The 23,760-nt window shown below is 58.9% G+C and carries 26 protein-coding genes, 1 tRNA gene and 1 pseudogene; 16 read left to right on the top strand and 12 right to left on the bottom strand.

Annotation, left to right across the window (positions count from 1 at the left end):
- Positions 1 to 24: 24 nt before the first annotated feature.
- Positions 25 to 717, bottom strand: a complete 693-nt coding sequence (gene ung, locus BOP96_RS19345) for a uracil-DNA glycosylase (RefSeq protein ID WP_020301023.1) — start codon at positions 715 to 717, stop codon at positions 25 to 27.
- A gap of 136 nt (positions 718 to 853) precedes the next feature.
- Here ung and BOP96_RS19340 point away from each other — a divergent pair, with 136 nt between their 5' ends.
- Positions 854 to 1,966, top strand: a complete 1,113-nt coding sequence (locus BOP96_RS19340) for an enoyl-CoA hydratase/isomerase family protein (RefSeq protein WP_073453724.1) — start codon at positions 854 to 856, stop codon at positions 1,964 to 1,966.
- Here BOP96_RS19340 and BOP96_RS19335 read toward each other — a convergent pair.
- Positions 1,952 to 2,407, bottom strand: coding sequence for a DUF3757 domain-containing protein (locus BOP96_RS19335; protein WP_069868315.1), 456 nt, complete (start codon positions 2,405 to 2,407; stop codon positions 1,952 to 1,954). The two genes, BOP96_RS19340 and BOP96_RS19335, sit on opposite strands and share 15 nt — an antisense overlap.
- A 157-nt stretch (positions 2,408 to 2,564) precedes the next feature.
- On the bottom strand, positions 2,565 to 2,924 hold the full coding sequence (locus BOP96_RS19330) for a hypothetical protein (RefSeq protein ID WP_073453723.1): 360 nt from the start codon (positions 2,922 to 2,924) through the stop codon (positions 2,565 to 2,567).
- Between the two features lie 244 nt (positions 2,925 to 3,168).
- Between BOP96_RS19330 and BOP96_RS19325 the strand changes: the two genes are divergently transcribed.
- The 6 genes from BOP96_RS19325 (at position 3,169) to BOP96_RS19300 (ending at position 6,694) form a co-directional block, all read left to right on the top strand.
- Positions 3,169 to 3,381 (top strand): cysteine-rich CWC family protein, encoded by a 213-nt coding sequence (locus BOP96_RS19325; protein ID WP_019818502.1) that lies wholly within the window; start codon positions 3,169 to 3,171, stop codon positions 3,379 to 3,381.
- Complete coding sequence (locus BOP96_RS19320) at positions 3,371 to 4,063, top strand: pseudouridine synthase (RefSeq protein ID WP_014717350.1); 693 nt, start codon at positions 3,371 to 3,373, stop codon at positions 4,061 to 4,063. Before BOP96_RS19325 ends, BOP96_RS19320 begins: the two co-directional genes overlap by 11 nt.
- A gap of 304 nt (positions 4,064 to 4,367) precedes the next feature.
- The gene (locus BOP96_RS19315) at positions 4,368 to 5,252 is read left to right on the top strand and encodes an alpha/beta fold hydrolase (RefSeq protein WP_019818504.1); all 885 of its coding nucleotides are present in this window, start codon (positions 4,368 to 4,370) and stop codon (positions 5,250 to 5,252) included.
- 113 nt (positions 5,253 to 5,365) lie between these two features.
- Positions 5,366 to 5,439 (top strand) — tRNA-Gly (locus tag BOP96_RS19310).
- A 316-nt stretch (positions 5,440 to 5,755) separates the two neighbouring features.
- Complete coding sequence (locus tag BOP96_RS19305; RefSeq protein ID WP_014717348.1) at positions 5,756 to 6,094, top strand: hypothetical protein; 339 nt, start codon at positions 5,756 to 5,758, stop codon at positions 6,092 to 6,094.
- 99 nt (positions 6,095 to 6,193) lie between these two features.
- Entirely contained in the window at positions 6,194 to 6,694 is a 501-nt protein-coding gene (locus BOP96_RS19300) for a methylated-DNA--[protein]-cysteine S-methyltransferase (RefSeq protein WP_014717347.1), read from the top strand.
- On the opposite strand, the gene BOP96_RS19295 is transcribed toward BOP96_RS19300, so the two are convergent.
- From BOP96_RS19295 to BOP96_RS19275, 5 genes are all read right to left on the bottom strand, one after another.
- Positions 6,695 to 7,477, bottom strand: coding sequence for a GNAT family N-acetyltransferase (locus BOP96_RS19295; RefSeq protein WP_014717346.1), 783 nt, complete (start codon positions 7,475 to 7,477; stop codon positions 6,695 to 6,697).
- 158 nt (positions 7,478 to 7,635) lie between these two features.
- Positions 7,636 to 8,163, bottom strand: a complete 528-nt coding sequence (locus tag BOP96_RS19290; RefSeq protein WP_073453721.1) for a DUF4142 domain-containing protein — start codon at positions 8,161 to 8,163, stop codon at positions 7,636 to 7,638.
- 119 nt (positions 8,164 to 8,282) lie between these two features.
- Positions 8,283 to 8,924, bottom strand: coding sequence for a LysE family translocator (locus tag BOP96_RS19285; RefSeq protein ID WP_019818506.1), 642 nt, complete (start codon positions 8,922 to 8,924; stop codon positions 8,283 to 8,285).
- A 47-nt stretch (positions 8,925 to 8,971) separates the two neighbouring features.
- The gene (gene fos / locus BOP96_RS19280; protein WP_019818507.1) at positions 8,972 to 9,388 is read right to left on the bottom strand and encodes a fosfomycin resistance glutathione transferase; all 417 of its coding nucleotides are present in this window, start codon (positions 9,386 to 9,388) and stop codon (positions 8,972 to 8,974) included.
- 15 nt (positions 9,389 to 9,403) lie between these two features.
- The gene (locus tag BOP96_RS19275; RefSeq protein ID WP_374227211.1) at positions 9,404 to 10,321 is read right to left on the bottom strand and encodes a LysR family transcriptional regulator; all 918 of its coding nucleotides are present in this window, start codon (positions 10,319 to 10,321) and stop codon (positions 9,404 to 9,406) included.
- Between the two features lie 77 nt (positions 10,322 to 10,398).
- Here BOP96_RS19275 and BOP96_RS19270 point away from each other — a divergent pair, with 77 nt between their 5' ends.
- Positions 10,399 to 10,875, top strand: a complete 477-nt coding sequence (locus tag BOP96_RS19270) for a DMT family transporter (protein WP_014717341.1) — start codon at positions 10,399 to 10,401, stop codon at positions 10,873 to 10,875.
- Here BOP96_RS19270 and BOP96_RS19265 read toward each other — a convergent pair.
- Positions 10,847 to 11,521, bottom strand: a complete 675-nt coding sequence (locus tag BOP96_RS19265) for an NAD(P)H-binding protein (RefSeq protein WP_073453720.1) — start codon at positions 11,519 to 11,521, stop codon at positions 10,847 to 10,849. The two genes, BOP96_RS19270 and BOP96_RS19265, sit on opposite strands and share 29 nt — an antisense overlap.
- A 327-nt stretch (positions 11,522 to 11,848) precedes the next feature.
- Here BOP96_RS19265 and BOP96_RS19260 point away from each other — a divergent pair.
- Together BOP96_RS19260 and BOP96_RS19255 are read left to right on the top strand one after the other, a co-directional pair.
- Positions 11,849 to 12,761 (top strand): annotated as a pseudogene (locus BOP96_RS19260) (aminotransferase class I/II-fold pyridoxal phosphate-dependent enzyme).
- Between the two features lie 104 nt (positions 12,762 to 12,865).
- Positions 12,866 to 14,050, top strand: coding sequence for an MFS transporter (locus tag BOP96_RS19255; RefSeq protein WP_073453718.1), 1,185 nt, complete (start codon positions 12,866 to 12,868; stop codon positions 14,048 to 14,050).
- Here the strand turns inward: BOP96_RS19255 and yiaY are convergent.
- A complete protein-coding gene (gene yiaY / locus BOP96_RS19250) occupies positions 14,017 to 15,165 on the bottom strand; it encodes an L-threonine dehydrogenase (protein ID WP_073453716.1) in 1,149 nt (382 codons plus the stop codon). The genes BOP96_RS19255 and yiaY overlap by 34 nt on opposite strands.
- 123 nt (positions 15,166 to 15,288) lie before the next feature.
- Between yiaY and BOP96_RS19245 the strand changes: the two genes are divergently transcribed.
- Positions 15,289 to 16,305: a DUF4917 family protein gene (locus BOP96_RS19245; RefSeq protein ID WP_014717337.1), complete on the top strand. Its 1,017-nt coding sequence runs from the start codon at positions 15,289 to 15,291 to the stop codon at positions 16,303 to 16,305.
- 122 nt (positions 16,306 to 16,427) lie between these two features.
- Here the strand turns inward: BOP96_RS19245 and BOP96_RS19240 are convergent, their stop codons facing one another.
- Positions 16,428 to 16,955 (bottom strand): helix-turn-helix domain-containing protein, encoded by a 528-nt coding sequence (locus BOP96_RS19240; protein ID WP_014717336.1) that lies wholly within the window; start codon positions 16,953 to 16,955, stop codon positions 16,428 to 16,430.
- A 160-nt stretch (positions 16,956 to 17,115) separates the two neighbouring features.
- On the opposite strand from BOP96_RS19240, the gene BOP96_RS19235 reads away from it, so the two are divergent.
- Together BOP96_RS19235 and BOP96_RS19230 are read left to right on the top strand one after the other, a co-directional pair.
- On the top strand, positions 17,116 to 17,898 hold the full coding sequence (locus BOP96_RS19235) for an aldolase (protein ID WP_014717335.1): 783 nt from the start codon (positions 17,116 to 17,118) through the stop codon (positions 17,896 to 17,898).
- 29 nt (positions 17,899 to 17,927) lie between these two features.
- Positions 17,928 to 18,806: a dihydrodipicolinate synthase family protein gene (locus BOP96_RS19230; protein WP_032903203.1), complete on the top strand. Its 879-nt coding sequence runs from the start codon at positions 17,928 to 17,930 to the stop codon at positions 18,804 to 18,806.
- A gap of 48 nt (positions 18,807 to 18,854) precedes the next feature.
- On the opposite strand, the gene BOP96_RS19225 is transcribed toward BOP96_RS19230, so the two are convergent.
- Entirely contained in the window at positions 18,855 to 19,187 is a 333-nt protein-coding gene (locus tag BOP96_RS19225) for a YegP family protein (RefSeq protein WP_014717333.1), read from the bottom strand.
- Positions 19,188 to 19,355: 168 nt separating this feature from the next.
- Here BOP96_RS19225 and BOP96_RS19220 point away from each other — a divergent pair, with 168 nt between their 5' ends.
- From BOP96_RS19220 to BOP96_RS19210, 3 genes are all read left to right on the top strand, one after another.
- The gene (locus tag BOP96_RS19220; RefSeq protein WP_019817813.1) at positions 19,356 to 19,895 is read left to right on the top strand and encodes an RNA polymerase sigma factor; all 540 of its coding nucleotides are present in this window, start codon (positions 19,356 to 19,358) and stop codon (positions 19,893 to 19,895) included.
- Complete coding sequence (locus BOP96_RS19215; RefSeq protein WP_073453714.1) at positions 19,892 to 20,860, top strand: FecR family protein; 969 nt, start codon at positions 19,892 to 19,894, stop codon at positions 20,858 to 20,860. The genes BOP96_RS19220 and BOP96_RS19215 overlap by 4 nt, the downstream gene beginning before the upstream one ends.
- A gap of 126 nt (positions 20,861 to 20,986) precedes the next feature.
- Positions 20,987 to 23,548, top strand: coding sequence for a TonB-dependent receptor (locus tag BOP96_RS19210; protein ID WP_038449398.1), 2,562 nt, complete (start codon positions 20,987 to 20,989; stop codon positions 23,546 to 23,548).
- The last annotated feature ends 212 nt before the right edge of the window (positions 23,549 to 23,760 follow it).

The following is a 23,760-nucleotide window of genomic DNA, read 5'->3' as shown; positions in this document are numbered from 1 at the left end:
TCCACATGTTGAATGTGCCAGGCCTCAGACGGGTGGCAAACGCCACTCGATGGGGGCCTCGCCATTCTGCTCGAGAAACTTGTTGGCCCGGCTGAAATGCCCGCAGCCCAGAAACCCGCGATACGCCGACAACGGCGACGGATGCACCGAGGTCAGCACCAGATGCTTGGTGGCGTCGATGAGCTTCTGCTTGCTTTGAGCATGGGCGCCCCACAGCAGGAACACCAGGTGCGGCTGATGCTCGCTGACTACCTCGATAATCCGATCGGTAAAGAACTGCCAGCCCTTGCCCGCATGGGCGTTGGCGTTGGCGCGCTCCACGGTCATGGTGGTGTTGAGCATCAGCACGCCTTGGTCGGCCCAGCTTTGCAGGTAGCCGTGGTTGGGGATGTCGATGTTCAGGTCGCGCTTGAGCTCTTTATAGATATTGACCAGCGACGGCGGCGCCGGCACGCCCGGTTGCACCGAGAAACACAGGCCATGGGCCTGGCCAGGGCCGTGATAAGGGTCCTGGCCGAGGATCACGACCTTGACCTTGTCCAGCGGTGTTGAATTGAGTGCGTTGAAAATCAACGGGCCGGGCGGGTAGATCTCTTTGCCTGCGGCATGTTCCTGGCGCAGAAACTCGCGCAATTGCGCCATGTAAGGCTTCTCGAACTCTTCACGCAGAGCGTGTTTCCAGCTGGGTTCGAGTTTGATACGGTCGCCATCGGTCATAGTTGAATTGTCTTGTAAAAAAGAATGAGGCGAACCCTAGGAAAGCCGACCCCGCTTGTCAATTGATCTGACACAGCACCGGCACTTTCCCACGAAGGGATCATACTCATCCTTCACCTTCTCGATTGAGGTCACGATGAACCTGCATTTCGAAGAACTGACCGGCAGTGGCGGCGCTCGCATCGGTATCGCCAGCCTGGACGCGCCAAAGTCCCTTAACGCCCTCTCCCTGCCAATGATTCTGGCCCTGGATGAGCGCATGGAGGCCTGGGCCAAAGACCCGCAGATCGTCTGCGTGCTGCTACGCGGTAACGGTCCCAAAGCCTTTTGCGCCGGTGGCGAAGTGCGCAGCCTGGCTCAGGCTTGCCGTGAGCAGCCCGGCGAAGTTCCGGCTCTGGCCGCGCAGTTTTTTGCCGCTGAATATCGTCTTGACTACCGCCTGCACACCTACCCAAAGCCGTTGATCTGCTGGGGCCACGGTTATGTCTTGGGCGGTGGCATGGGCCTGTTGCAAAGCGCCGCCGTGCGTATCGTTACGCCAAGCAGTCGTCTGGCCATGCCCGAGATCAGCATTGGCTTGTACCCGGATGTGGGGGCCAGTTGGTTCTTGTCCCGCTTGCCGGGTAAGCTCGGCCTGTTCCTGGGCCTCACCGGCGCCCATATCAACGGTCGCGACGCGCTGGACTTGGGCCTGGCAGACCGTTTTCTGCGTGATGACCAGCAAGACGAATTGCTCGATGGCCTGCTGCAGCTGAACTGGCAGGAACAGAGCGCGATGCAACTCAACAGCTTGCTCAAGGCCCTGGCGCAGGAGGCGATCAGCGGTCAACCCGACGCGCAATGGCTACCACGCCGCATACAGATCGACGAATGGCTGGATGTAGGAGATGTACGCTGTGCCTGGCGCGCCTTGAACCTGCTGCGCGACCACAGCGACCCGCTATTGAGCCGGGCCGGCAAAACCCTGAGTGAGGGCTGCCCACTGACGGCGCATCTGGTGTGGGAACAGCTCCAGCGCGCCCGCCACCTATCCCTGGCCCAGGTGTTCCAGATGGAATACACCCTGAGCCTCAACTGCTGCCGTCATCCGGAATTTGCCGAAGGGGTGCGGGCGCGCCTGATCGACAAAGACCAGGCGCCTCATTGGCACTGGCCGGATATCAACACACTCCCGGAAGCGGTGGTGCAGGCGCACTTTGACAAGGCCTGGGAAGGTAGAAATCCTCTGGCAGATTTATCTGACTACTGACAGGTCTGTACGTTTGTCGTTGACCTTGAACTTGCAATTGTCCGGTTGGCTGTCCACGCACGTATACACCGGCAACTCGAACGCATCGGGCTGCAGCTTCCAATACAAGGAGCTGGTCAACGACATGTTGATAATCTCATTGCCCCTGCTTGGCCTCAACGCTACTACTACCCCGCTCCAGTTGGTGCGGTAGATGCACTTGTCCATGTAGCCGTTTCCTCTCTCCTCGCCGTCGCCCGGCATGAAGACTGCGCCAATGAACCCGTCGACAACACCACGCGACGCGACCTTCGGACTTTGCCAGCGCAGGCCGTTGTCTTGGGCGCGATAATGGCCATCGGCGTACACGATCTGCGACGGATAAGGACAGCCTTGCTCCGCACTTGCCGATGCAATGAAGCAGTTCATCAGCAGGAGCACGCAAATCAATTGTTTGAACATAGGGATTCCATCTGCTCAGTCTCACCACGCAAAAGCACAAGGCTTCTCGTTAGTGAAGTACAGCTAGCGCCTCAAAGATAGCTGTTAAATCTGACAGTACGGACATACGGTACCTATAAAAAACGGCGCATGATGCGCCGCTTGTTTTTCAAGATATTTAAGGGTGACCGCCGCGACCACCTCCGTGGTCGGAACCGCGTCCACGCCCGCCATTACCCCAGCGGTCGCCCCACCCCTGGTTGGGGTAGGGTCGGTAGCCGGCGCGAGGGTAATAGCGCGGGGCTGGTTGGTAGTAGCGCGGCGCCGAATAGTAGCGAGGCTGTGGCGCATAGTAGCGAGGCGCTGGCGCGTAATAGCTGCGCCCAGAAGGGTAATAACGCGGGCCGCCGTAGTAATAGGCTGGCGCCGGCGCGGTGTAGACCTCGGAGCGATAGTAGGTGGCGCCTCCATCGTAATAGGGCACGCAGGCTGAAAGGGTCAGGCCGAGCAAAGCGATGAGCAGCAGTCGTCGATACATGGCGGCCTCCTGGACCGCGGAAGAGCTCCTCCAGCGACGCTGGCGAGCGGCATTCAGCTTTCACTGAATGACGAAACATCTGACATCAAAAACCGAATCTGGTGCGTTCGCGACACAAGTGGAAACATCTGTTTCAGACGAAGTGAAGGTCTGCCAAAAACCCATGATGATGGAATGCCGCCCAGCCGCGCTGTATCGTGCAACAACTACCGCTGTCCTACCCGATGCCTGCCTGAACCGACCCATGACCACACCGACCCTATGCCCCGCCTGCGGTGCCCGCAACGACTGCTCCCTGGCCGATCCGCGCACGGCCGATCAAGCCTGCTGGTGCTACAGCGTCATCATCGACCCGGCGGTGCTTGAAGCCCTGCCGGATGAGGTGCGCAATAAAGCCTGCCTGTGCCCACGCTGCGCCCAAGTGGACGAACAGTTGCGTAACCGCCATGCGCGTTGATCGCTTCCTAAGCAACCTGCCACAGTTCAATCGTAAACAAGTGCGCTTGTTGCTGGTGGAGCGCCGGGTGACCGTCGAGGGTGTTGCAGTCAGCGATCCGCACCATGACGTACGTGAGTTCAGCCAGGTCTGCGTTGACGGTGAAATTCTGCAAGCGGGCAAGCCGGCACGCTATTTCATGCTGCACAAACCCCAGGGCTGCGTCAGCGCCACGTCGGACCCGCAACACTCCACGGTCCTGGACCTGCTGCACGAACCGGACAAAGCCGACCTGCATATCGCCGGGCGCCTGGATTTCAACACCACCGGCCTGATGCTGATCACCAACGATGGCCAATGGTCACGGCGCCTCACGCAACCACAGACCAAGTTGCCCAAGGTGTACCACGTGCAAACCGAACAGGACATAGGCCCGCAGTATGCGATGACGTTCGCGGCAGGGGTGTATTTCGCCTTTGAAGATCTCACTACCCAACCTGCCAAACTTGAACGGCTGGGCCCAAGAACGGCCCGGTTGAGCATCGTCGAAGGCCGCTATCACCAGGTGAAGCGCATGTTCGGGCATTTTGATAACAAGGTAATCGGCCTGCACCGCGAGCGAATGGGCCCCTTGGTGCTGGATACCTCGCTTGCGCCGGGTCAGTATCGGCCACTGACTGACGACGAGATCCGACTAATCTGACGACCGTTCAGCCGGTGATGGCAAAAAACCAACCGCTTACCTTGCGACCTGCCTTCGGTGCTGCTTGAATCAAGGCTTCAGCCAGATGATGACTGATGAGTCGCCCTATAACCTCCAAGAAACACCTGCCGCGCCCGTGCTTGATCGTCGGGCCCTCCCGGCAAACCGCCCGCCATAACAACACCCGCCGGCCAGCCGTCATCGGACCGACGTGAGCCTTCATTTTCCAGGCGTATGCCTACCTGTCATAAAGCACGTGCAAAGTGATTTGCGCGCACTACCCGCTTGCCAGGAGTCTTACGACATGAGGCCAGAAATCGCTGTGCTGGATATACAGGGTCAGTATCGGGTTTACACGGAGTTCTATCGCGCGGACGCGGCGGCAAAGACCATCGTCCTGGTCAACGGCTCCATGGCGACCACGGCGTCCTTCGCTCAAACAGTCAAAAGCCTGTACCCGCAATTCAATGTGGTGTTGTACGACCAGCCCTACGCTGGCCGTTCCAAAATCCATAACCGTCATGAGCAGATGCTCACCAAGGAAGTCGAAGGCCAGATCCTCCTGGAACTGCTCGACCACTTCGCCGCTGAACATGTGCTGTCCTTCTCCTGGGGCGGCGCCGCCACGTTGGTCGCCCTTGCACACCGGCCCCGTAGGATAGAAAAAGCCGTGATCAGCTCCTTCTCGCCGGTAATCAATGCGCCGATGCGCGACTACCTCGAACGAGGCGTCGACTACCTGGGCAACCTCGACCGCGACCGTGTCGGCCACTTGGTCAACAGCACCATTGGCAAGCACCTGCCTTCGCTGTTCAAACGCTTCAATTACCGCCATGTCAGCAGCCTGGCCGCACACGAATACGGGCAAATGCACTTCCACATCAGCCACGTGCTCAACAGCGACCGGCAGTGCTACTTCAAGGCGGCCAGGCAAATCGACATTCCGGTGCTGTTCTTGAACGGCGAGTGGGACGAATACACCAGCGCAGACGACGCCAAGCTGTTTGGCCAGCATGTGGCCAAGAGCTGCTTCAGCACCATCCAGGCAACGGGGCATTTCCTGGACATGGAACATAAAGCCGCGTGCCGCGATAGCCGTGAGGCCGTGGTGGGCTTCTTGAAAGGGCAGCGGCCCGCCAGCCCGTTGCGGTATAGCCAGGGCCAGGCGCAACATGCGTGGGCGCTTTGAGATCAAGCCTGACACTGTGGCGAGCATGCTCCCTCGCCACACGCAACTCTCACATTTTTCAAAGAAAAACTTCAAATCCAGCCGAACATCTGGTACAAAGTCAGCCGTTCTGAGCGGGTATAGTTTAATGGTAGAACAGTAGCTTCCCAAGCTTCCGACGAGGGTTCGATTCCCTCTACCCGCTCCACTCAGATTTGCGCTGGCGTCAGGAAGGTTCTGACGCAGGATGCACAAAAAACCGGTCCTTGGTGACCGGTTTTTTTATGTCTGAAATTTGTTCTGCAGCGCCCATCTGGTCCTCGGCAGTCGAGCCTGAGGGTGTGAAGCACCTTGTGTTGAATCATCCACAGGAAAAAAAGCTGCTCGGGATTTCTTTTCTGGCATCCGCAGCGCTCCAGGTATTGCAGCAGGAGCGGTAGGTACGCCTAAGCAAAGTCTTACGGCAAGGCCGGCAACACCGCGCGATAATGTAGGCTCATCGGCCCAGAGTTCGGAATATGGCAATGCTGGACACCCAAAAAACCACACCCAACATCATCCTGCGCCAAGTAGTCGGCTGGGTGTTGGTTTTGCCGCTGCTGATCTCGTTTGTACGGCTGCCCTTCCCCTTCCCCCTTAGATTTTTGCTGGAGTTAGGAGTGATTGCCGCGTCAGCGTATGGCGTGAGGTTTGCCTGGCGTCACGCAACCCCACGCGTGGCTGTGTTCGCTTTGTTTGTCACCCTGCTCAACGTCATTTCTATGTTCATGTTAGGTACCGCGTCAGTACTCAAGGCCCTTTACATTATCGCCTGGCTCTACGGGTACCCCTATTATTCGAACTGGGTTTACTGGAATTTCTAATTGGGCGAAGAATTTGACCGCAAGAAACGTAGTTCCCTAACCCCTTGGTGGAACTACAGTGGCGTCGTCCCCCCTCAACGCCCTTCAAGGAAACAGCTCATGACCTACCAGTACAAGCTCATGCCTTCCCCTGTCGGTGAACTCACCCTGGTGGCGCGCGATGGCAAACTCAGCGCCATCCTCTGGGAAGTAGAACGCGCCAATCGCGTACGCCTGGGTGAATTGATTGAGGCCAACGACAGCCCGGTGCTGCGAGAAACCGAACGCCAATTGAAGGAATACTTTGCCGGAACGCGTAACCAGTTCGAACTGGAGCTGGATTTCGCCGGCACTGACTTCCAGAAGCAGGTCTGGCAGGCACTGCTGACCATTCCCTTCGGCGAAACCCGCAGCTACAGCCAGATCGCCGAGCAGATCGGCAACCCCAAAGCCGTGCGCGCAGTCGGGGCCGCGAATGGGCGCAACCCGATCTCGATCATTGCGCCATGCCACCGAGTGGTGGGGGCTTCGGGCGGGCTGACCGGGTTTGCCGGAGGGCTTGAGGCCAAGCAGTATCTACTGACGCTTGAGGATCGCAGCCAGGCAAAAATGGCTTTTTGATTACCGGTCAGCGAGCGCTCCGCGAGTGAAAGCCTGATACTCGAACAAACGTGCAAAGCCCAACTGTTGATACAGCGAGATGGCCTCCGCCGAGGCCTCGAGAAAACATCGGTGAGCCCCCAGGCTCGAGGCGTGAAGCAGGGCAGCTTGAATCAGGCAAGTGGCATAGCCTCTTCCACGAAAGCCCTTGAGCGTGCCGACATCATTCAGACGGGCCTCGCCTTCACACAGTGACAACGTCAACGAACAGCTCACACGCCCCTCGGCGGACAGGGTGAAGTGGTAAAGGGCCTCACCCGCATCAAGCGCCCTCTGGTGCCGTGCCTGATAGTTCACAACGACCTCGGGAAGCATCGAATATGCGCTGCCAACTGGACCCGCCCATTCGTTCAAATCCCGCGTCAGGCAGACCTGTAGAGTCCCCTCGCTCATCCTTGGAATAAAACGCGACAGCTCGAGAACCATCGCGGTTGTCTGTTCAGCAGGCTGGAAACCGATTGCGCAGAGCGCCTCGCGTAGCTCAGCGACCTTTTCCTCATGAACCACAATGCGTATTGCAAGGACGGAACCATGGATCAAGCCCAACGGGGCAGCAAAAGCTTCGCCCAATGGAGCGCTGCCCACGCGAATAAATAACAAGTCATACAGGCCAGAACATACGTCAACGAAATAAGCGTTGATAGCCGCGCTATAACGGCGATGCAGGCCGCAGGTGGCAGAAAAATAGTGATCTTCGGTCAGGTGATAAAGTGTGCGCAGGTCGCAGGTGGCATATGCGGTCATAGGGGTTATCCAGGTAAAAACCCAGTCTTGCGCTCGCCGCCTTGAGATACCGTAGGCTCGCTCCTAAAAGCACGGCAGAAAAACCCACAGTCCTGTTGATATGAAAACGGCGGTTGGATCCTCTCCAACCGCCGTTTTTTTCATTTCCAGTAGTCGCCTCAACCGTCGCCTTGATGGCCCTTACCGTAGGTCGACGCCAGGGCCCTGGCTTTTTGCAAGCGCTCTTCAAGCTTGGGTAGCGTCTCATCCACCAGTGCCTTTATCTCTGGCACATCCGACGCCGCACCTTCTTTCTGGAACAGGGCGATGGCGTCTTCGTTCTCCTTGACCTGCTGCGCGGTATAGGCAGCGTCAAACGAATCGCCGTCCTTGAGTTCAGGCATCAGGGTTTCGGCCTTATCAACGATCTTCTCCCGTGGGGCCACTGGCAAATCAAGCTTCTTGGCGATCGCCGCCAAGTGCTGGTTGGCCAGCGTGCGCTCGTTGATGACCTCAATGGTGTAGTCCTTGATTTCCTGGGACGAGGTCTTGGCGTGGGCCATGCGGCTGGTTTCGATATCGGCCATGCCTTTGGCCGAAGCCTGCTCGATGAATTCTGCAGGCGACTGGGCGAAAGCACTGCTGGCGCCGAGGCCCAGCAGCATCGCGAAACTGGCGGTGCGTAACCGGGTAGCCATGCGGCTCATGATGGGTTCCTCCAGGGCAAAAATAGGCGCGGGAGCATACAACCCGCCCTGAATTCGAATTTTCACAGCGGTAAAGGTTTAGAAAAAACTTACCTGTGCGACGAACGGTCGTCGTCGCCTCAGGCCGCTTTGCTGCCGAACAGGCCCGGCAATGCGTGCGCCAGGGCATTGAGGGCGAAGCCGATAAACATCACGCCGCAGAGCTTGGTGATCAGGATTTCATGGCGTTGATACAGCGTGCGCACCCGTTGGGCACCCACCACGCCGATCAGGATCGCGTAGGCCAGCAAGCCACCGATAAAGCTCAGCAGAATCAACGTCGGCAACATCGACCAAGTCAACAACTCGGCTCGGCTGGACAGTAACGCGGTGAACGTCGCCACGGCGACCGGGTAGGCCTTGGGGTTGGTCAAGCCAAACACAATACCGTGCCAGAACGGATGGCGCGCCGCGCCCTGAGGGGCATCGCTATTGCGCCGCTGGGTGCGGATCGCACGCCAGCCTAGCCAGAATAAATACACCCCGCTGAGTACGCCGAGCACATCAAAGGCACTGCTGCCGACTTCCCGCGCACCGACGATGGCTATCAGCGCCGTGCTGCACCACACCACATCGCCGAGCAAATGACCGCACAAGAATCCTGCCCCGGCACGCCGGCCACGAGCCGCACCGATGCCGAATACGGCCAGGACACCGGGGCCTGGGGTAATGCCGTAGATAAAACCCGAAGCCAGCACGGCGAGCAGCAAGGATGGGGTCATGGATAGACGCTCCGACAGACGCTAAAAGGTGATTGATTCTGCATGTTTCAGCGCGGTGGGTAAAACTTCATTCCAGCATAGGGCTGGGCGCGACAGGCTTGCAGCCGCGAGGCCAGATCGCCGACATGAACCTCCAGCTTATGGCCGTCGGGATCGAGAAAATAAAACGATGCGCCTTCGCTGCGGTTGTCTCGCCATTCCTGTACCCCGGCAGCACGCAGGTGTTCGACCAAGGGAGTGAAATCAGCAGCATCGACAGTGAAGGCATAGTGGGTGTAATCCACCGCCGGAGCAGTCGAGCGCAACGGGTCCAGCGACAGGCACAGCCAAAGCCCAGGCAGTGAGAGGTAGGCACCGTTGTCCCAGGTTGCGTCGAGCTGCAGGCGCAGCAGATCGTGATAGAAACTGACGCTGCGCGGCACATCGGTGACGGCCAGGGTCAGGTGGTTGAAACCGCTGAGCATCTAGGTGTTCTCGCGTTATCGTGGGTCTGCGGACAATACACCCACCACCCTGCCAATCAACCACTGCAACCCCACATCCCCACCCCGCCGCGTATGCCAGGCCAGCTCAAAGGCAAACGACGGAATATGAAACGGCGGAGGCACGGCCAGCAATTGCCGAGCGTCAATATTTATCAAACCCCGGGACGACACCGTCAGAATCAGGTCCGTACCCTGGATCAACTGAGGCGCCACACCCCAGTGCGGCAGGCTTATGGCTACATGGCGGCGTTCACGAATGGCCGTCAGCGCCCGTTCGATTTCCGGCGTGCCGCTGCCGCGCATCTCCAACAGTACATGGGGGCGCGATAGATAGGCCGGCAGGTCCAGCACCCCGGCGGGCGCCAGGCTATCGCGGTCGACCAGGCAGGTGTAATGCTCCTCGAACAGCGGCGTAGTCCGCATTTCGGCGGGCATGTCGGGGAATACGCCCGCAGCCAGGTCGAGATCGCCATTGAGTACACCCTCAACCATGCCTTCGCGGCTAGCCTGGATGACCTGCAAGTCGATACCGGGCGCTTCATGGCGTAGGAGGCGAACCAGGCCGGGCAGGAATATCGCCGCGCTGTAGTCCGACATCGCCACACGAAAGCGGCGCTTGGCAGAAGTGGGGTCAAAACGATTCGGCGCCAGTAAGGCCTGCACCTGGGCCAGGGCTTCGGTCAATGGCGCCGCCAATTCCATGGCTCGGGCGGTTGGCACCAATGTGCCGCCCTGACGCATCAGCAGCGGGTCGCCCAGCATATCGCGCAGCCGCGCCAACGCATGGCTGACCGCCGGCTGGCTCAGGTGCAGGCGCTCGGCGGCGCGGGTGACGTGTTGCTCGCTGAGCAAAGCGTCGAGGATCACCAGCAGGTTCAGGTCGATGCGACGCAGATCATTCATCAGCTGCATGCTCGGCATAATAATTCGGAATTTAAATTTGCGCGACGAATACCCTAGAGTCCAGCAAAACCTTTGGGAGCGTCGAGATGACTGTGTTGCATTGGGTAGGTTTGTTAGCGCTGGCGGTGTTCGCCGGCGCGGTGGTGCCGTTTCAGAGTGCGATCAACGCCAACCTCGGGCGCGGCCTCGGCCATCCCTTGTGGGCCACCCTGGCTTCGTTACTGGTGAGCATCATCGTGCTGCTGCCGGTGATTGTGGCGCTGCGTTTACCCCTGCCGAGCCTGGCCTTTATCAGCAAGGCACCGTTGTGGATGTGGGCCGGCGGTGCCTTTGGCGTGTGTTTTATTTCATTGGCGTTGATGCTGCTGCCCAAGCTCGGCGCATCGGGCTTCATTGCGCTGGCCATGGCCGGGCAGGTTCTCGCGTCATTGCTGCTGGACCATTTCGGCCTGTTCGGCCTGGTGGAACGTCAGTTGACAACCTCCCGGGTGTTGGGCGCGCTACTGCTGATCAGCGGCGTTGCGCTGATTCAGTTCAGCGGCGCTCAGCCGCAAGGCGATTGATCTGCGCCTGCTCCACCACGGGCTGCGGCGCGCCCTGGCTGGCCGCCTGCAACATCGCACGGCCGACGGTCTCGGTGCTCACCACCCAATCCGGTTTCAGTCGCCGCACAAACGAAAGCACCGGCCCGAGCACGCTATAGAAGGATTGGTACAACGGCGTCTTCGAACGCACACCGTGCAACGGCTGGATGATCCCCGGGCGGAACAGATACACCGCCTTGAACGGCAAGCGCAGCAAGGCATTTTCGGTCTTGCCCTTGACCCGCGCCCACATCGACTTGCCGGCTTCGGAACTGTCCGTGCCGGCGCCGGACACATAGATAAAGGTCATCTGCGGATTGAGCCGCGCCAGGGTGCTGGCCGCCACCAGGGTCAGGTCATAGGTGAGGTGGGTGTAGCGCGCCTCCTTCATGCCCGCCGACGAAACGCCGATGCAAAAGAAACAGGCATCAAAACCCTGCAGCAGGTTTTCCAGGGGTTGGAAATCCAGCATGTCGTTGTGCAATACCTGATGCAGCTTGCCGTGCTCCTGAGTCAGGGGCGTGCGGCCGACGGCTACCACTTCCTGCACATCGGCCGCCAGCAGGCACTCGCGCAGCACACCCTGGCCCACCATGCCGGTGGCGCCGAATAACAGAACTCTCATCAAATATTCCTTCATCCCACTGACTTGGCGAGTCGATAGACGAGCCTCTTGAAGGCTACCGGCACATCCGCCCTGCACGCCGGCACCTTACCTAATTTACTGACGCACAACCCCATTAAATCGCATGATATCACCCCCCTTCAGGTCCCTTGGCACACCAGGACATTGTAGGCAGCTATTCGAATGACATTACTGTGCCATCCTAAAAGCAGGAATGTACCTACACGAAATACTCCATCCGGGCTATCGCACATGGGAATCGTCTGACTTATCGAATCAAAATTTTCCCGGTAGTGTTTTCCAGCCCCCCCAAAGGACGCTAGAGAAATGGAAAACTCATCGCACACACACAAATTCTCAAATTACAAAAAACTCATAGCATTGGCCGAAACGGACTGGCACTCGGCAAAGAGCGGGCGAATATGCGAGCTCAATGTCACCGTCAAAAGTAATAATTACCTGACAGATCAATATGGGCGCGACTTCCATCACTTCTGCACAACCTCATATGTTGGGCTCGATCACCACCCGGCCATAATAGAAGGCGCGATGCAGGGAATAAGGGAGGCCAAAACCCTGCGGCGTTGCGGACGTTGACGGTTTACTTTACTTAAAAGCTCGTTATGGGCTATTTCTCTATATGGACGACTCGCATGCGCTGTCGGCATTCGGAGAGGGAGGACGTGGTTACATCCGGCCATTTATGCATGCGCAAGACGATCAGACACTAATAGTCGCGTCCTTAGGAAAGTCTTTCGGTGCTAGCGGCGGGTTGATCATGTTTGGCAGCGAACGACAAAAAAGTCTGATGTACCGTTATGGTGGCCCGAGCAACTGGTCGCAAAGTCTGAACTCAGCGGCTATTGGCGCTGGGCTGGCGTCGCTAAAAATACACCAGACTGAAGAGCTATACGAGCTTCAAGAAAAACTTCAATTTAACATTCAACTATTTGACAAATTAATATATACAGAGCAGCACGGCACCCAGACTGCCATACGCTTAATTAACTGTGGAGAAGCTGAAAAAGCGAATGAGCTCGCCACCCGACTTTCGGACATTGGCTTTTTTACATCTGCTGTATTTTTTCCGGCAGTTCCAAAAGGAAAATCAGCCGTACGCATAACGCTCCGAGCAGATATGTCCCCTACAACGATAGAGTCGTTTTGCGCACAGCTAACCCAACTAACCACGGCCTCAAAAACCAGCACCAGCTTGCACTCCCAGTCAGAAGCTACCTAATGGGGACGTTCATTAATGGCCACTATTACTGAAACGGATTAAAAACTGTGTAAACGATGCCGAACTAGCAGTTTCTTCCTTACTTAGGATATAGGACGATTTTTATTGAAAGCAATATCGCTCTCCTCCTCGCCTGTAGTGCTGCCTTCCTCGCTCAAGCTGGTATCAGCAGCTATCTGCCCGCAGTCCCAGCAATCGCGCAAGCTTTAGCCGTCGAAAAGCATGTTGCTCTGGCTCTAGCGGTGTATCTGGTGGGCATGGCCTTGCCAATGCTGCTGTGGGGTAGTCTGGCTGAGCGACTTGGCAGAAAACCGGTGTTACTTGCAGCCTTGGCGGTGTATGCCCTGGCGAGTGCGACGATCCCATCAGCGTTCAATGTTGAGTCATTTCTAGCCTTACGCCTGCTTCAAGGCTTGGGGGCTGGTGGGATGTCCGTCATGGCACGGGTATTAGTGCGCGACAACTTCAGCGGTGCACAGTTGGCCAAAGGACTATCGTGGCTGGGGATGACCTTCGTGGTCGCCTTGGGTATTGGCCAATTCGTGGGTTCGTTATTGCAAATGGCGTTTGGCTGGAAGGCAATTTTCTATACGTTGGCAATCGGGGCTGTCGCTTTGATAGGGGTGTTGCAGCGGGTGGTATTTGCGACGCAAGCAAAAGCTGGCTCCCCGGTCCGCGCTTGGCGTGTTTACAACGCGATTGCGCGACATCCTCCCTTTCTGCACGCCGCACTGGCCGGCGGTTTGGGCTATGGGGTGATCATTGCATTCAATACCTGCGCACCGTTGATTTTTCAGGGAGGTTTTCAGTGGAGCGCAATGGAATACGGCTGGCTGGGTTGGCCGATCAGTGGGGCTTACCTGGCAGGTGCGTTAATGGTCAATCGCTTCGTTGCACGCACAGGTCGCTTGAGAATGATGCGTGCAGGCGTTGCATTGGTACTGCTCGGTACGGCGACCATGTTGCTAGGCAGCGTGCTTGCCAGTGGGCTCGCGGTGCTGCTGTGGTTGCCCTATTGCGTGGCGGTGCTGGGGCAGTCGATCAGTTACCCTATCAGTTTATCTCTCGCCAATGATGAGGCCCCCATCAGCGGCCCCTACGCCATGGCCCTCGGCGGTTTTGTGCATCAGTTGATGGCAGCCATGATCGGCGGTGCGGCAAGCCTACTGGTGAGCCAGCAGGCGTGGCCGCTGGCGGTGTTGTGTGTGGCGTTGGCGGGCGGCACATGCGTATGCCTTGCCCGCTGCAGCTCGGATCAAAACGCGCTACGAAAGATCTCCTCAATCTGACGCTGGTCCGCCCGCCGTGGGTTGGTCAGCCCGCAGGCATCTTTCAACGCATTGCTGGCCAGCAATGGAATGTCCTGCAACTTAGCGCCAAGCTCACGCAAGCCCGCAGGGATTTCCACGTCCTGGGACAACCGACGAATCGCCGCGATGGCAGCCTGGGCGCCCTCCTCGGCGGTGATGCCCTTGATATCCGCACCAAGGGCGCGGCCCACGTCGCTCAGGCGTTTGGCGCAGACGCTGGCGTTGAAGCTTTGTACATGGGGCAATAGCACGGCGTTGCACATGCCGTGGGGCAGGTCGTACAAGCCGCCCAATTGGTGAGCCATGGCATGCACGAAACCCAGGGACGCATTGTTGAAGGCCATGCCGGCGAGAAACTGCGCATAGGCCATGTTTTCCCGTGCGGCCTTGTCAGTGCCGTCGCGGACCGCCAGGCGCAGGTTGGCGCTGATCAACTCGATGGCCTTGATCGCGCAGGCGTCGGTGATCGGTGTCGCGGCGGTGGACACATAGGCTTCGATGGCGTGGGTCAGCGCATCCATGCCCGTGGCGGCAGTGAGGCCCTGGGGCATGCCGACCATCAGCGCCGGGTCGTTGACCGACAGCAACGGCGTGACATTGCGATCAACGATGGCCATTTTTACGTGGCGGCTTTCGTCAGTGATGATGCAAAAACGCGTCATCTCGCTGGCCGTGCCAGCGGTGGTATTGATGGCCACCAGCGGCAGTTGCGGCTTGCTCGATCGGTCGACGCCTTCATAGTCGCCGATGCGCCCGCCGTTGGTGGCGCACAGGGCAATGCCCTTGGCGCAGTCATGGGGCGAACCGCCACCCAGGGACACGACGAAATCGCAGGCGCTCTGTTGCAGCAACGCCAGGCCTTTTTCGACGTTTTCCACGCTGGGGTTGGGCTTGGCGCCGTCGTAGATCACCGAGTCGATATCCTGCATCGCCAGCTTCTCGGCGATCATGCCGGCCACACCGGCTTTGGCCAGGCCCACGTCGGTCACAATCAACGCCTTGTCAAAGCCGTAGTTGCGGATGGCGGTCATCGCTTCGTCGAGGCAATCGATACCCATGATGTTGACGGCGGGGATGAAGAACGTGCTGCTCATGATCAATCCTCAAAGGCTTTATGCCGACAGAATCAACCTGTACCGCGTGGCGCATCTTGATCAGGATCAATGCCGGCTCGTGATAAAGTCACCCCCCAGCCGATTTCGAGTAGACCCGCCGCAATGAAGGATTTCCAGGATATTGACGCCCACCTTGAAGACTGGAGTGCCCTGCGCGCTGCCGTCGACTTCAGCGGGATACTGATCGGTAACGGCGCCAGCCGTACGATTTGGGAAGACTTTGCCTACGACTCGCTGTTCGAAAACGCCCGTACCGTCGAAGAAAAACCCCTGAGCGCCTCCGAACTCAGCGTGTTCGACGCCTTGCAGACCCGCAGTTTCGAGCAAGCGCTGGGCGCCTTGAAAACCACCAGCCGGGTCAACAAGGCCCTGGCGGTCAGCTCGGCGGCGCCGCGTAACCGTTACTACGCGATCAAGGAAGCGCTGATCAACACCATTCATACCGTGCACATTCCCTGGCGCCTGGTGCAGCCGTCGACGCTGACGACGATCAACGCGGAGCTGACCACCTACGCCACCGTCTTCACCAGTAACTACGACTTGCTCAACTATTGGGCGACCCTGCACGCACCGGGCATTGACGACCTGTTTCGCAGCGCCGACTCAAGCTTCGACCTGCGCAATACGCACACCGACGCCACCCGCATCCTGTACCTGCACGGCGGCCTGCACCTGGTGCGCAACCTCGACGGCACGGCGCGCAAATTGCCGTCCACCGACAGCACCCTGCTCAGCAGTTTTGCCATCAACAACACGATCAAGACCCTCGACGATGTGCCGCTGTTTGTCAGTGAAGGCAAGGTGGAGGAGAAACTCAAAAGTATCCGCAGTTCGGATTATCTGTCGTTCTGTTATGAACAGCTGTTGAGCCATGAAGGCGCGCTGTGCATCTTCGGCCATGACTTGGGGCCGCAGGATAAACACCTGGTGGATGCTATCGGCCAGGCCAGCATCAACACCCTGGCGATCTCGGTGTCGGGGCGCAGCGATGGGTTTATTCGCCAGCAGAAGCGGCGGTATCTGGAGTTGTTCGAGGGCTCTGCTGTGGAACTGAGGTTCTTTACAGCGCGTACGCACCCACTGGGTAATCCGGCATTGTCCGTCCCTGTGGAACGCTGAGCAAAATGTGGGAGCTGGCTTGCCTGCGATGGCGGTGGGTCAGCGACAGATCGGGCACCGATAAACCGCTATCGCAGGCAAGCCAGCTCCCACATTGACTGCATTTCAAGTCGGGATCAGCCTCATTCCTCAGCGCTGTGCACCACCACTAGCAACTGCGCCTGCACCTCTCCCACCGAGCGAATCCGGTGGGGTTTCTGCGCGTTGAAATGCAGCGCATCGCCGCGCGCCAACAGCACGCGCTCACTCATGAAATCCACCTCAACCTGGCCTTCATGCACGAATAAAAACTCCTCTCCCAAGTGCTCCTTGAAGGTCTTGTCGGTGAACTCCGCCGGCGGATAAATGATGAACGGCAGCAGGCTGCGCTCGCTGACTTGGTGGGCAAGCACCGCATAACCCGGCGAGGTGTCGGGCCGCTCATGGCTGCGCACCAGGCTGTAGCTGTCGAGGCTGACGTTGTCTTCGCTGAACAGCTCTTCGACCTTCACGTTCAGAGCCTTGGCCAGTTTCAATGCCGCGGCGATGGAGGGCGTATTGAGCCCGCGCTCGACTTTCGACAGGTAACTCTTGGTCATCCCGGATTTTTCGGCCAGGGCCTCCAGGGTTACGCCAAGTTTTTTTCTTAATATTTTCAAGCGGATAGACATTTGCTGCGGTTAATCCATGCAGAAAGCGATGAGACAGGCTTGCCAATGACACAAAGTGTCATATAGCATCTTTAGTGTCATTTGCACTCACCCAACGACCTTGCGAGCAGCGGGCGACCAGCAAATCCGACGTCCATTGAACCATCCAAAGGACACCGATATGGCCAAGACATTAGCACTCCCAAAAGACCAACTGGTCAAGCAAGCACTGAGCCAGATGCAAAACAGCCTGGCAGATAATACGTGGACCGACCGGCAAAAGCTGGCGCTGACCTGCCGAATCCTGTTCGAGTACGGCCACGACTCCGGCCTGGCCGGGCAGATCACCGCACGTGGGCCGACGCCCGGCACCTACTACACCCAGCAACTGGGCCTGGGTTTTGACGAAATTACCGCCAGCAACCTGCTGCTGGTCAACGAAGACCTTGAAGTACTGGAAGGCCATGGCATTCCCAACCCCGCCAACCGTTTTCACACCTGGGTGTACCGCGGCCGCCCGGATGTAAACTGCATCATCCACACGCACCCTACGCACATTGCCGCGCTGTCGATGCTGGAAGTGCCGTTGCAGGTGTCGCACATGGACCTTTGCCCGCTGTACGAAGATTGCGCGTTCCTGGAGGCCTGGCCCGGCGTGCCGGTGGGCAACGAAGAAGGGGAAATCATCACCACGGCCCTGGGCGACAAGCGCGCCATCCTGCTCTCGCACCACGGGCAGTTGTCCACCGGGGCCAACATCGAAGAAGCCTGCGTGATTGCGCAACTGATCGAACGGGCTGCCAAGTTGCAGTTGCTGGCGATGTCTGCGGGCAGCGTCAAACCGATCCTGCCGGAGCTGGGGCGCGAGGCCCATGACTGGATCTCCAAGCCCAAACGCCACGGCGCCGCGTTCAACTACTACGCCCGGCAAAACCTGCGCAAGCACGCCGACTGCCTGAACTGATTGCCCCTTTTTCGACCGGAGTTTTTCCCATGTCCAACCCAACCATTCACGGCATCATCGGCTACACCATCACCCCCTTCAGTGCCGACGGCCAACGCGTTGACCTCGACGCCCTCGGGCACTCCATCGACCGCTTGATCAACAGCGGCGTCCACGCCATTGCGCCCTTGGGCAGCACGGGCGAAGGCGCTTACCTGAGCGATGCCGAGTGGGATGAAGTCAGCGCCTACAGCATCAAGAAAGTCGCCAAGCGCGTGCCGACCATTGTCAGCGTGTCCGACCTGACCACCGCCAAGGCCGTACGCCGCGCCCGCTACGCCGAAGAGCACGGCGCCGATGTGGTCATGGTGCTGCCGGCCTCGTACTGGAAACTCAGTGACGCGGAAATCCTCGCTCACTACGCCGCCATCGGCGACAGCATCGGCGTGCCGATCATGCTCTACAACAACCCGGCCACCAGCGGCACCGACATGTCGGTGGAGCTGATCCTGCGCATCCTCAAGCAGGTCGAGAACGTGACGATGGTCAAGGAGAGCACTGGCGACATCCAGCGCATGCACCAGTTGCAACTGCAAAGTGACGTGCCGTTCTACAACGGCTGCAACCCGCTGGCGCTGGAAGCCTTCGCGGCTGGCGCCAAAGGCTGGTGCACCGCGGCGCCGAACCTGATCCCGCAACTGAACCTGAGCTTGTATCAGGCCGTACTGGCCGATGATTTGAACAAGGCGCGGGAGCTGTTCTACCGACAGTTGCCCTTGCTGCAATTCATCCTCAAAGGCGGGCTGCCGGCGACGATCAAGGCCGGGTTGCGCTTGACCGGGTTGGAGGTGGGTCATCCGCGCTTGCCGGTGTTCCCGTTGGGTGAGGCAGGGATCGGACAGCTCAAAGCGTTGCTGTCATCGGTATAAAAAACGCCCGGCTCTCGCGAGCCGGGCGTAGGCCTTCTTGCACAACCGTCAGGTCTTGTCCTTGATAGTGACACTGGAACCATTGGTCTTGACGCTGGCAATGCCATTGTCTCGTGCGGCTGTAGAGGTGTACTGCTCACTGCTGCCGATCACTTGATGATTGGCAGCCTTGAGGTTGAAGAACGGCTGGCCGTTGCTGGCCACTTTTTTCTCATAACGTTCATCATGTGGGCTGTTTGCCTGCACTGAAGCAATGCCGGCTTCAGTAGCACCGCGGGTGGTGTAAAGCTCGCTGGTCAATATGGTTTCTGCGTTCGCCGCCTTAAGCACGAAACGAAACTGCCCGTTACTGCTTTTACTCAACTCATACCATCCAGCCATGACTTTCTCCTTTGAGTGGGATATCGCTCCCAAACTTGTAGGATTAAAGGCCATGCCCCAATTTTTTCCAGCCAAACACGGGAGATCTATTTAGCTGGAGACAAATGACAATAATTCTCGATATCATTCGCGACTTTTCCACATCGTGCTTCGTCAAGAAGGGTATCCATGTCTCGTCCCCAGCCCGACCCGTCGTCGGCCGATGCCTGTCGCGGGTTTTATGCAGACATTCTGTATTTCCTGCGCAAACGCACGGACAACGCCAGCGATGCGGCAGACATGGCCCAGGATGTGTTTACCCAATGGCTGGGCTACCGCGACCGGGCCAAGGTCGAGCAGCCACGGGCGTTTCTGTTCCAGATGGCACGCAACCTGCTGCGCGATCACTGGCGTAAACAGAAGGTACGGCAAATCGTCCACCCTGATCACGCCGAAATGGATGCCGAGCCGGTCACCGACGAGCACAACGACCCTATGGCCGCCGCCCTTCGCCTGCAACGCCTGGAACAGTTGAAAGAAGTCCTCGCCGAACTCTCGCCCCGCCGGCGAGAAGCCCTTATGCTGCACCGCTTCGAAGGCTTGAGCCAGGCGCAGATCGCAACGCGCATGGGCATCTCCACCAGCATGGTGGAAAAGCACATCGCCTTTGCCCTGCTGCACTGCAAGCGACGCCTTCAACCCGACACCGGCACGGAGCAGCCAGAATGAACCGCCCGAGCGACACAAACGCGCTGGACAGCCAAGCGAGCGATTCCATCGATGCCCAGGCCGCCAGTTGGTTTGCACGCAACCGCAACGAAGTAAGCCGCGCCGACCGTAAAGCCTTTGCCGCCTGGCAGGCGGTGCCCGACCATGGGCGCGCCTATGCCGAATTCGAACAGTTATGGGCCGACCTCACCCAGTTGCAACAACTGAACAAACCGCTGGCACTGCCCAAGCGCAAGCCCGCCTTGTGGCGCCCTGCCCTGGCGGTGGCCGCTGCCTTGGTGTGCGCCGTGTTGGCGACCTCTATCGGCGCACCGCGCGAGCTGTATCACAGCCAGGTTGCCACCCAGGCCAAGGGCATGCGCACGTTGAATCTGCCGGATGGCAGTACCTTGTATGTGAATGCCAACACCCATATCCGCGTGGACTTCAGCGCCCATCTACGGGTGCTGCACCTGGACAAAGGTCAGCTGTACCTCGAAGTGGCCGCCGACAAGGAACGCCCCCTCTACGTGCAAGCCGGCGAGTCGAGCGTACGGGTGGTGGGCACGGCTTTCGATGTGCGCCGAGGGCAGCAGCAATTGGTGGTCAGCGTTGCCCATGGCCAGGTCGCTTTCGCGCCCAATGGCAAAAGCCCCGTCACCCTGCTCGGCGCCCAGCAACGGGCCTCATACAACTACGCCAAAGGCATCGTGCAACCGCAAAGCCTCAGCGCCGAAGAGGTCGCCGATTGGCGCAGCGGGCACTTGTCGTTTCGCAATCGCGAGCTGGCCAGCCTGATCGACGAACTGAGCCTGTACCGTCCACAGGCGTCGTTGCAGGTGAGCAAGGCCGTGGCGCAACTCAAGGTTTCGGGCAACCTGGATGTGAATGACCCGGACGCCCTGCTCAATGCCTTGCCCGCGCTGTTGCCGGTGAAAACCGTACTCTCGGCGGACGGCATTATGAGAATCGAGCCAAGCAAATAGGCGGCAACACCACACATGAGAATATTTTGCATTCGCATGTGTGGTTTTTTTTGCCTGCCCCGTCTTCCTCCTGTCCGTGTTTGATACGCACACCTTTTTGGCTATTTAGCCGCTCCGGGGGATTTCATGTTTCGCGCGCCTTGTCACGCTTCGCACCTGTTTCTTCGACCGACACTCATGGCTATGTGCCTGGCCTTGAGCCTCAGCGCCGAAGCCGAGTCATTCAAGCTGCACCTGCCTGCCCAGTCGCTGGCCACGTCCCTGAGCCAGGTGGCCCAGCAGGCGAAAATCCAGCTGCTGTTCGATGAAACCCTGCTCAAGAATGTGCAGGCCCCGGCGCTTAACGGTGACTACACCCCGGAAGTGGCCATCCGCTCCCTGCTCAAAAACGGTGAACTCATCCTGCTCAAGGTCGGCAGTACCTACGTGGTGCGCCCCGATGAGGGTAAAACCACCACCACCGGTGGCGCAATCCAGTTGGACACCTTGAGCGTGATCGGCACCGGCAACGAGGTGAACGCCAGCACCGTCAACCGCTCCACCCTGACCCAGGCCGACATCGACCGTTACCAGTCCAATAACATTCCCAGCCTGTTGCAGACCTTGCCCGGTGTCAGCCAGGGCGGCTCGCTGAAACCCGGCGGCCAGACCATCAACATCCGCGGTTTCGGCGATGCCGAAGACGTGCCGCTGACCGTTGACGGTGCCACCAAGACGGGCTTTGAGCGTTACCAGCAAGGTACAGTGTTTATCGAGCCCGAGCTGATCAAGCGCATCGAAGTGGAAAAAGGTCCCAACTCGCCGTTCACCGGTAATGGCGGCTTCGGCGGCACGGTCAACATGGTCACCAAGGACGCCCCGGACCTGCTCAAGGACGGCCGCAACAGCGGTGCGATGCTCAAATATGGCTACTCCAGCAACGACCATGAACAGGTCTACAGCAGTGCCGTGTATGGCCGTACCGACGACGGCCGTTTCGATGCGCTGGCCTACCTGACCCAACGCGACGGCGGCGATATGAAGGTGGCCGCCAAATTGCCCAACGACAACAATGAGTACCCGATCAACCCCCAGCGCTTGCCCAACAGCGCCCAGGATGTGGACGGCAAGCTGTTCAAGGTCAACGCGCATTTTACCGATGAGCACAGTGTCGGGCTGTCATACTCGCGTTCCCACAGCAACCGCTGGACCCCGTTTTCCGCCGCCAGTTACCCCACGCCGCCAACCCAGTTCAACATCGATCGCTACGGCTACGAAGGCGCGTTGAAGCGTTTCCTCGCCCACCGTGACACGGTCGACACCACCTGGTCGGGCAAGTATGAATACCAGCCGCTGGACAACCCGCTGGTGGACTTGACCGTCAAGTACTCACAGTCCAACACCGAGCAGACCGATGAGCGTGACGCCACGGCGTTTTTCCAGTTGGCCACCGGCGGGCGCAAGATGGACACCGCCTACACCGACAAGCTCCTGGACATCCGCAACGTCAGCCTGTTTGACACCGGCCCCTTGCAGCATGCCGTGACGGTTGGCGGGCAAATCCGCAAGCACACCCGCGAAACCGAAATGTGGATGCCCGGCGCCACCTACAACACGCCGCGCTACAACTACGGGCACTTCCAGCCAGGCTTCATGCCCCACGGCAAAGTTGATACCAACAGCTTCTTTATCCAGGACGCGGTGACGTTGGGCGACGTGACGATCACGCCGTCGCTGCGCTATGACCATGTGCGCAACCGCGGCGAAGGCAACGATGCGCCCTACTACAACAACCCCAGCCCGGCAGTGGGTCACGACTACAGCGACCGCACCTACACAGGTTGGTCGCCACGCCTGGCGCTGTTCTGGACCGTGACGCCGAACGTGGGGCTGTTCGCCAACTGGAGCCAGACCTGGCGCGCCCCGGTGATCGACGAACAATACGAAGTGCAGGGCGTGGGCAGTCGCACCGCCACCAGCGTCGACCTGGACCCGGAGCGCATCACCTCGATCACCCTGGGCAACATCACCAGCTTCGACAACCTGATCGCCCAGGACGATAACCTGCAACTGCGCACCACCCTGTTTCACAACAAGGTCGAAGACGAGATCTTCAAGGCCACCGGCGTGGGCTGCCAGAACCAGGCAGTCAATGGCGGCAGCATCGCTTCAGCTTGCCCGCCTGGGCCGATGTCCAACTACCGCAATATCGGCAGCCTGACCATCAAGGGCGTTGAGCTCGAATCGATTTACAACTCCACCTACCTGTTTGGCTCGGTGTCGTTCGCCTATGCCAAGGGCCAGCACCAAGGCGCCTACACCAACCCTTGGGGCCCGGACGTGGCAGCGCGGGACATCCCGCCGACCAAATGGGTGCTGGTACTGGGTACCCACATCCCGGCCTGGGATGCCCAGGTGGGCTGGATGGGCCAGTTCATCGGCGCCACCGACCGCCTGCCCAGCGACAAATACTCGGGCGGCCCGGGCTCCAGCGTCGGCGATCTGTTCTACGACCAGTACGGCAACAAGCGCTACAACACCCAGGGCCTGTTCGCCAAATGGACACCGCAGCAGGCGTACCTCAAAGGCACCGAGGTGAACTTCACGGTGGACAACCTGTTCAACAAAAACTTCCGCCCGGCCTTGAGTGGCGACCGGGCGTACACGAAAGGGCGTGATGCGAAGATCAGCGTGACGCGTTTCTTCTAAGCACGCACGTATTCCAACTGTGGGAGCTGGCTTGCCTGCGATAGCCAAAAGTATCTACACAACGCTGTAACGGTCGACGATAACCACGATGCGAAGCGAGCCGCTCTTGATCTTGATCTGCTTTTGATCTCAAGCGCCCCGTCAAACCACGCTGGCCGGAATTCGACAGGGATTTGGGGGGTAAACCGGCAGGGATGCCGGTTTAGCCGCCC

This window comes from Pseudomonas sp. FSL W5-0203 (genome assembly GCF_001896155.1).
In the GTDB taxonomy this organism is placed as follows: domain Bacteria; phylum Pseudomonadota; class Gammaproteobacteria; order Pseudomonadales; family Pseudomonadaceae; genus Aquipseudomonas; species Aquipseudomonas paracarnis.
The sequence above is the reverse complement of the archived record's forward strand: the minus strand, read 5'-3'. Positions and strand labels throughout refer to the sequence as shown.

Excerpts from the sequence above, each read along its gene's own strand:
- BOP96_RS19305 (WP_014717348.1), top strand. The coding sequence starts at position 5,756 with ATGCTGGACACCCAAAAAACCACACCCAACATCATCCTGCGCCAAGTA.
- BOP96_RS19325 (WP_019818502.1), top strand. The coding sequence starts at position 3,169 with ATGACCACACCGACCCTATGCCCCGCCTGCGGTGCCCGCAACGACTGC.
- BOP96_RS19215 (WP_073453714.1), top strand. The coding sequence starts at position 19,892 with ATGAACCGCCCGAGCGACACAAACGCGCTGGACAGCCAAGCGAGCGAT.
- BOP96_RS19275 (WP_374227211.1), bottom strand. The coding sequence starts at position 10,321 with ATGCAGCTGATGAATGATCTGCGTCGCATCGACCTGAACCTGCTGGTG.
- BOP96_RS19290 (WP_073453721.1), bottom strand. The coding sequence starts at position 8,163 with ATGAGCCGCATGGCTACCCGGTTACGCACCGCCAGTTTCGCGATGCTG.
- BOP96_RS19300 (WP_014717347.1), top strand. The coding sequence starts at position 6,194 with ATGACCTACCAGTACAAGCTCATGCCTTCCCCTGTCGGTGAACTCACC.
- BOP96_RS19245 (WP_014717337.1), top strand. The coding sequence starts at position 15,289 with ATGAAGGATTTCCAGGATATTGACGCCCACCTTGAAGACTGGAGTGCC.
- BOP96_RS19270 (WP_014717341.1), top strand. The coding sequence starts at position 10,399 with ATGACTGTGTTGCATTGGGTAGGTTTGTTAGCGCTGGCGGTGTTCGCC.
- BOP96_RS19220 (WP_019817813.1), top strand. The coding sequence starts at position 19,356 with ATGTCTCGTCCCCAGCCCGACCCGTCGTCGGCCGATGCCTGTCGCGGG.
- BOP96_RS19330 (WP_073453723.1), bottom strand. The coding sequence starts at position 2,924 with ATGTATCGACGACTGCTGCTCATCGCTTTGCTCGGCCTGACCCTTTCA.
- ung (WP_020301023.1), bottom strand. The coding sequence starts at position 717 with ATGACCGATGGCGACCGTATCAAACTCGAACCCAGCTGGAAACACGCT.
- BOP96_RS19235 (WP_014717335.1), top strand. The coding sequence starts at position 17,116 with ATGGCCAAGACATTAGCACTCCCAAAAGACCAACTGGTCAAGCAAGCA.
- fos (WP_019818507.1), bottom strand. The coding sequence starts at position 9,388 with ATGCTCAGCGGTTTCAACCACCTGACCCTGGCCGTCACCGATGTGCCG.
- BOP96_RS19265 (WP_073453720.1), bottom strand. The coding sequence starts at position 11,521 with ATGAGAGTTCTGTTATTCGGCGCCACCGGCATGGTGGGCCAGGGTGTG.
- BOP96_RS19335 (WP_069868315.1), bottom strand. The coding sequence starts at position 2,407 with ATGTTCAAACAATTGATTTGCGTGCTCCTGCTGATGAACTGCTTCATT.
- BOP96_RS19315 (WP_019818504.1), top strand. The coding sequence starts at position 4,368 with ATGAGGCCAGAAATCGCTGTGCTGGATATACAGGGTCAGTATCGGGTT.
- BOP96_RS19295 (WP_014717346.1), bottom strand. The coding sequence starts at position 7,477 with ATGACCGCATATGCCACCTGCGACCTGCGCACACTTTATCACCTGACC.
- BOP96_RS19340 (WP_073453724.1), top strand. The coding sequence starts at position 854 with ATGAACCTGCATTTCGAAGAACTGACCGGCAGTGGCGGCGCTCGCATC.
- BOP96_RS19240 (WP_014717336.1), bottom strand. The coding sequence starts at position 16,955 with ATGTCTATCCGCTTGAAAATATTAAGAAAAAAACTTGGCGTAACCCTG.
- BOP96_RS19230 (WP_032903203.1), top strand. The coding sequence starts at position 17,928 with ATGTCCAACCCAACCATTCACGGCATCATCGGCTACACCATCACCCCC.
- BOP96_RS19285 (WP_019818506.1), bottom strand. The coding sequence starts at position 8,924 with ATGACCCCATCCTTGCTGCTCGCCGTGCTGGCTTCGGGTTTTATCTAC.
- yiaY (WP_073453716.1), bottom strand. The coding sequence starts at position 15,165 with ATGAGCAGCACGTTCTTCATCCCCGCCGTCAACATCATGGGTATCGAT.
- BOP96_RS19225 (WP_014717333.1), bottom strand. The coding sequence starts at position 19,187 with ATGGCTGGATGGTATGAGTTGAGTAAAAGCAGTAACGGGCAGTTTCGT.
- BOP96_RS19320 (WP_014717350.1), top strand. The coding sequence starts at position 3,371 with ATGCGCGTTGATCGCTTCCTAAGCAACCTGCCACAGTTCAATCGTAAA.
- BOP96_RS19210 (WP_038449398.1), top strand. The coding sequence starts at position 20,987 with ATGTTTCGCGCGCCTTGTCACGCTTCGCACCTGTTTCTTCGACCGACA.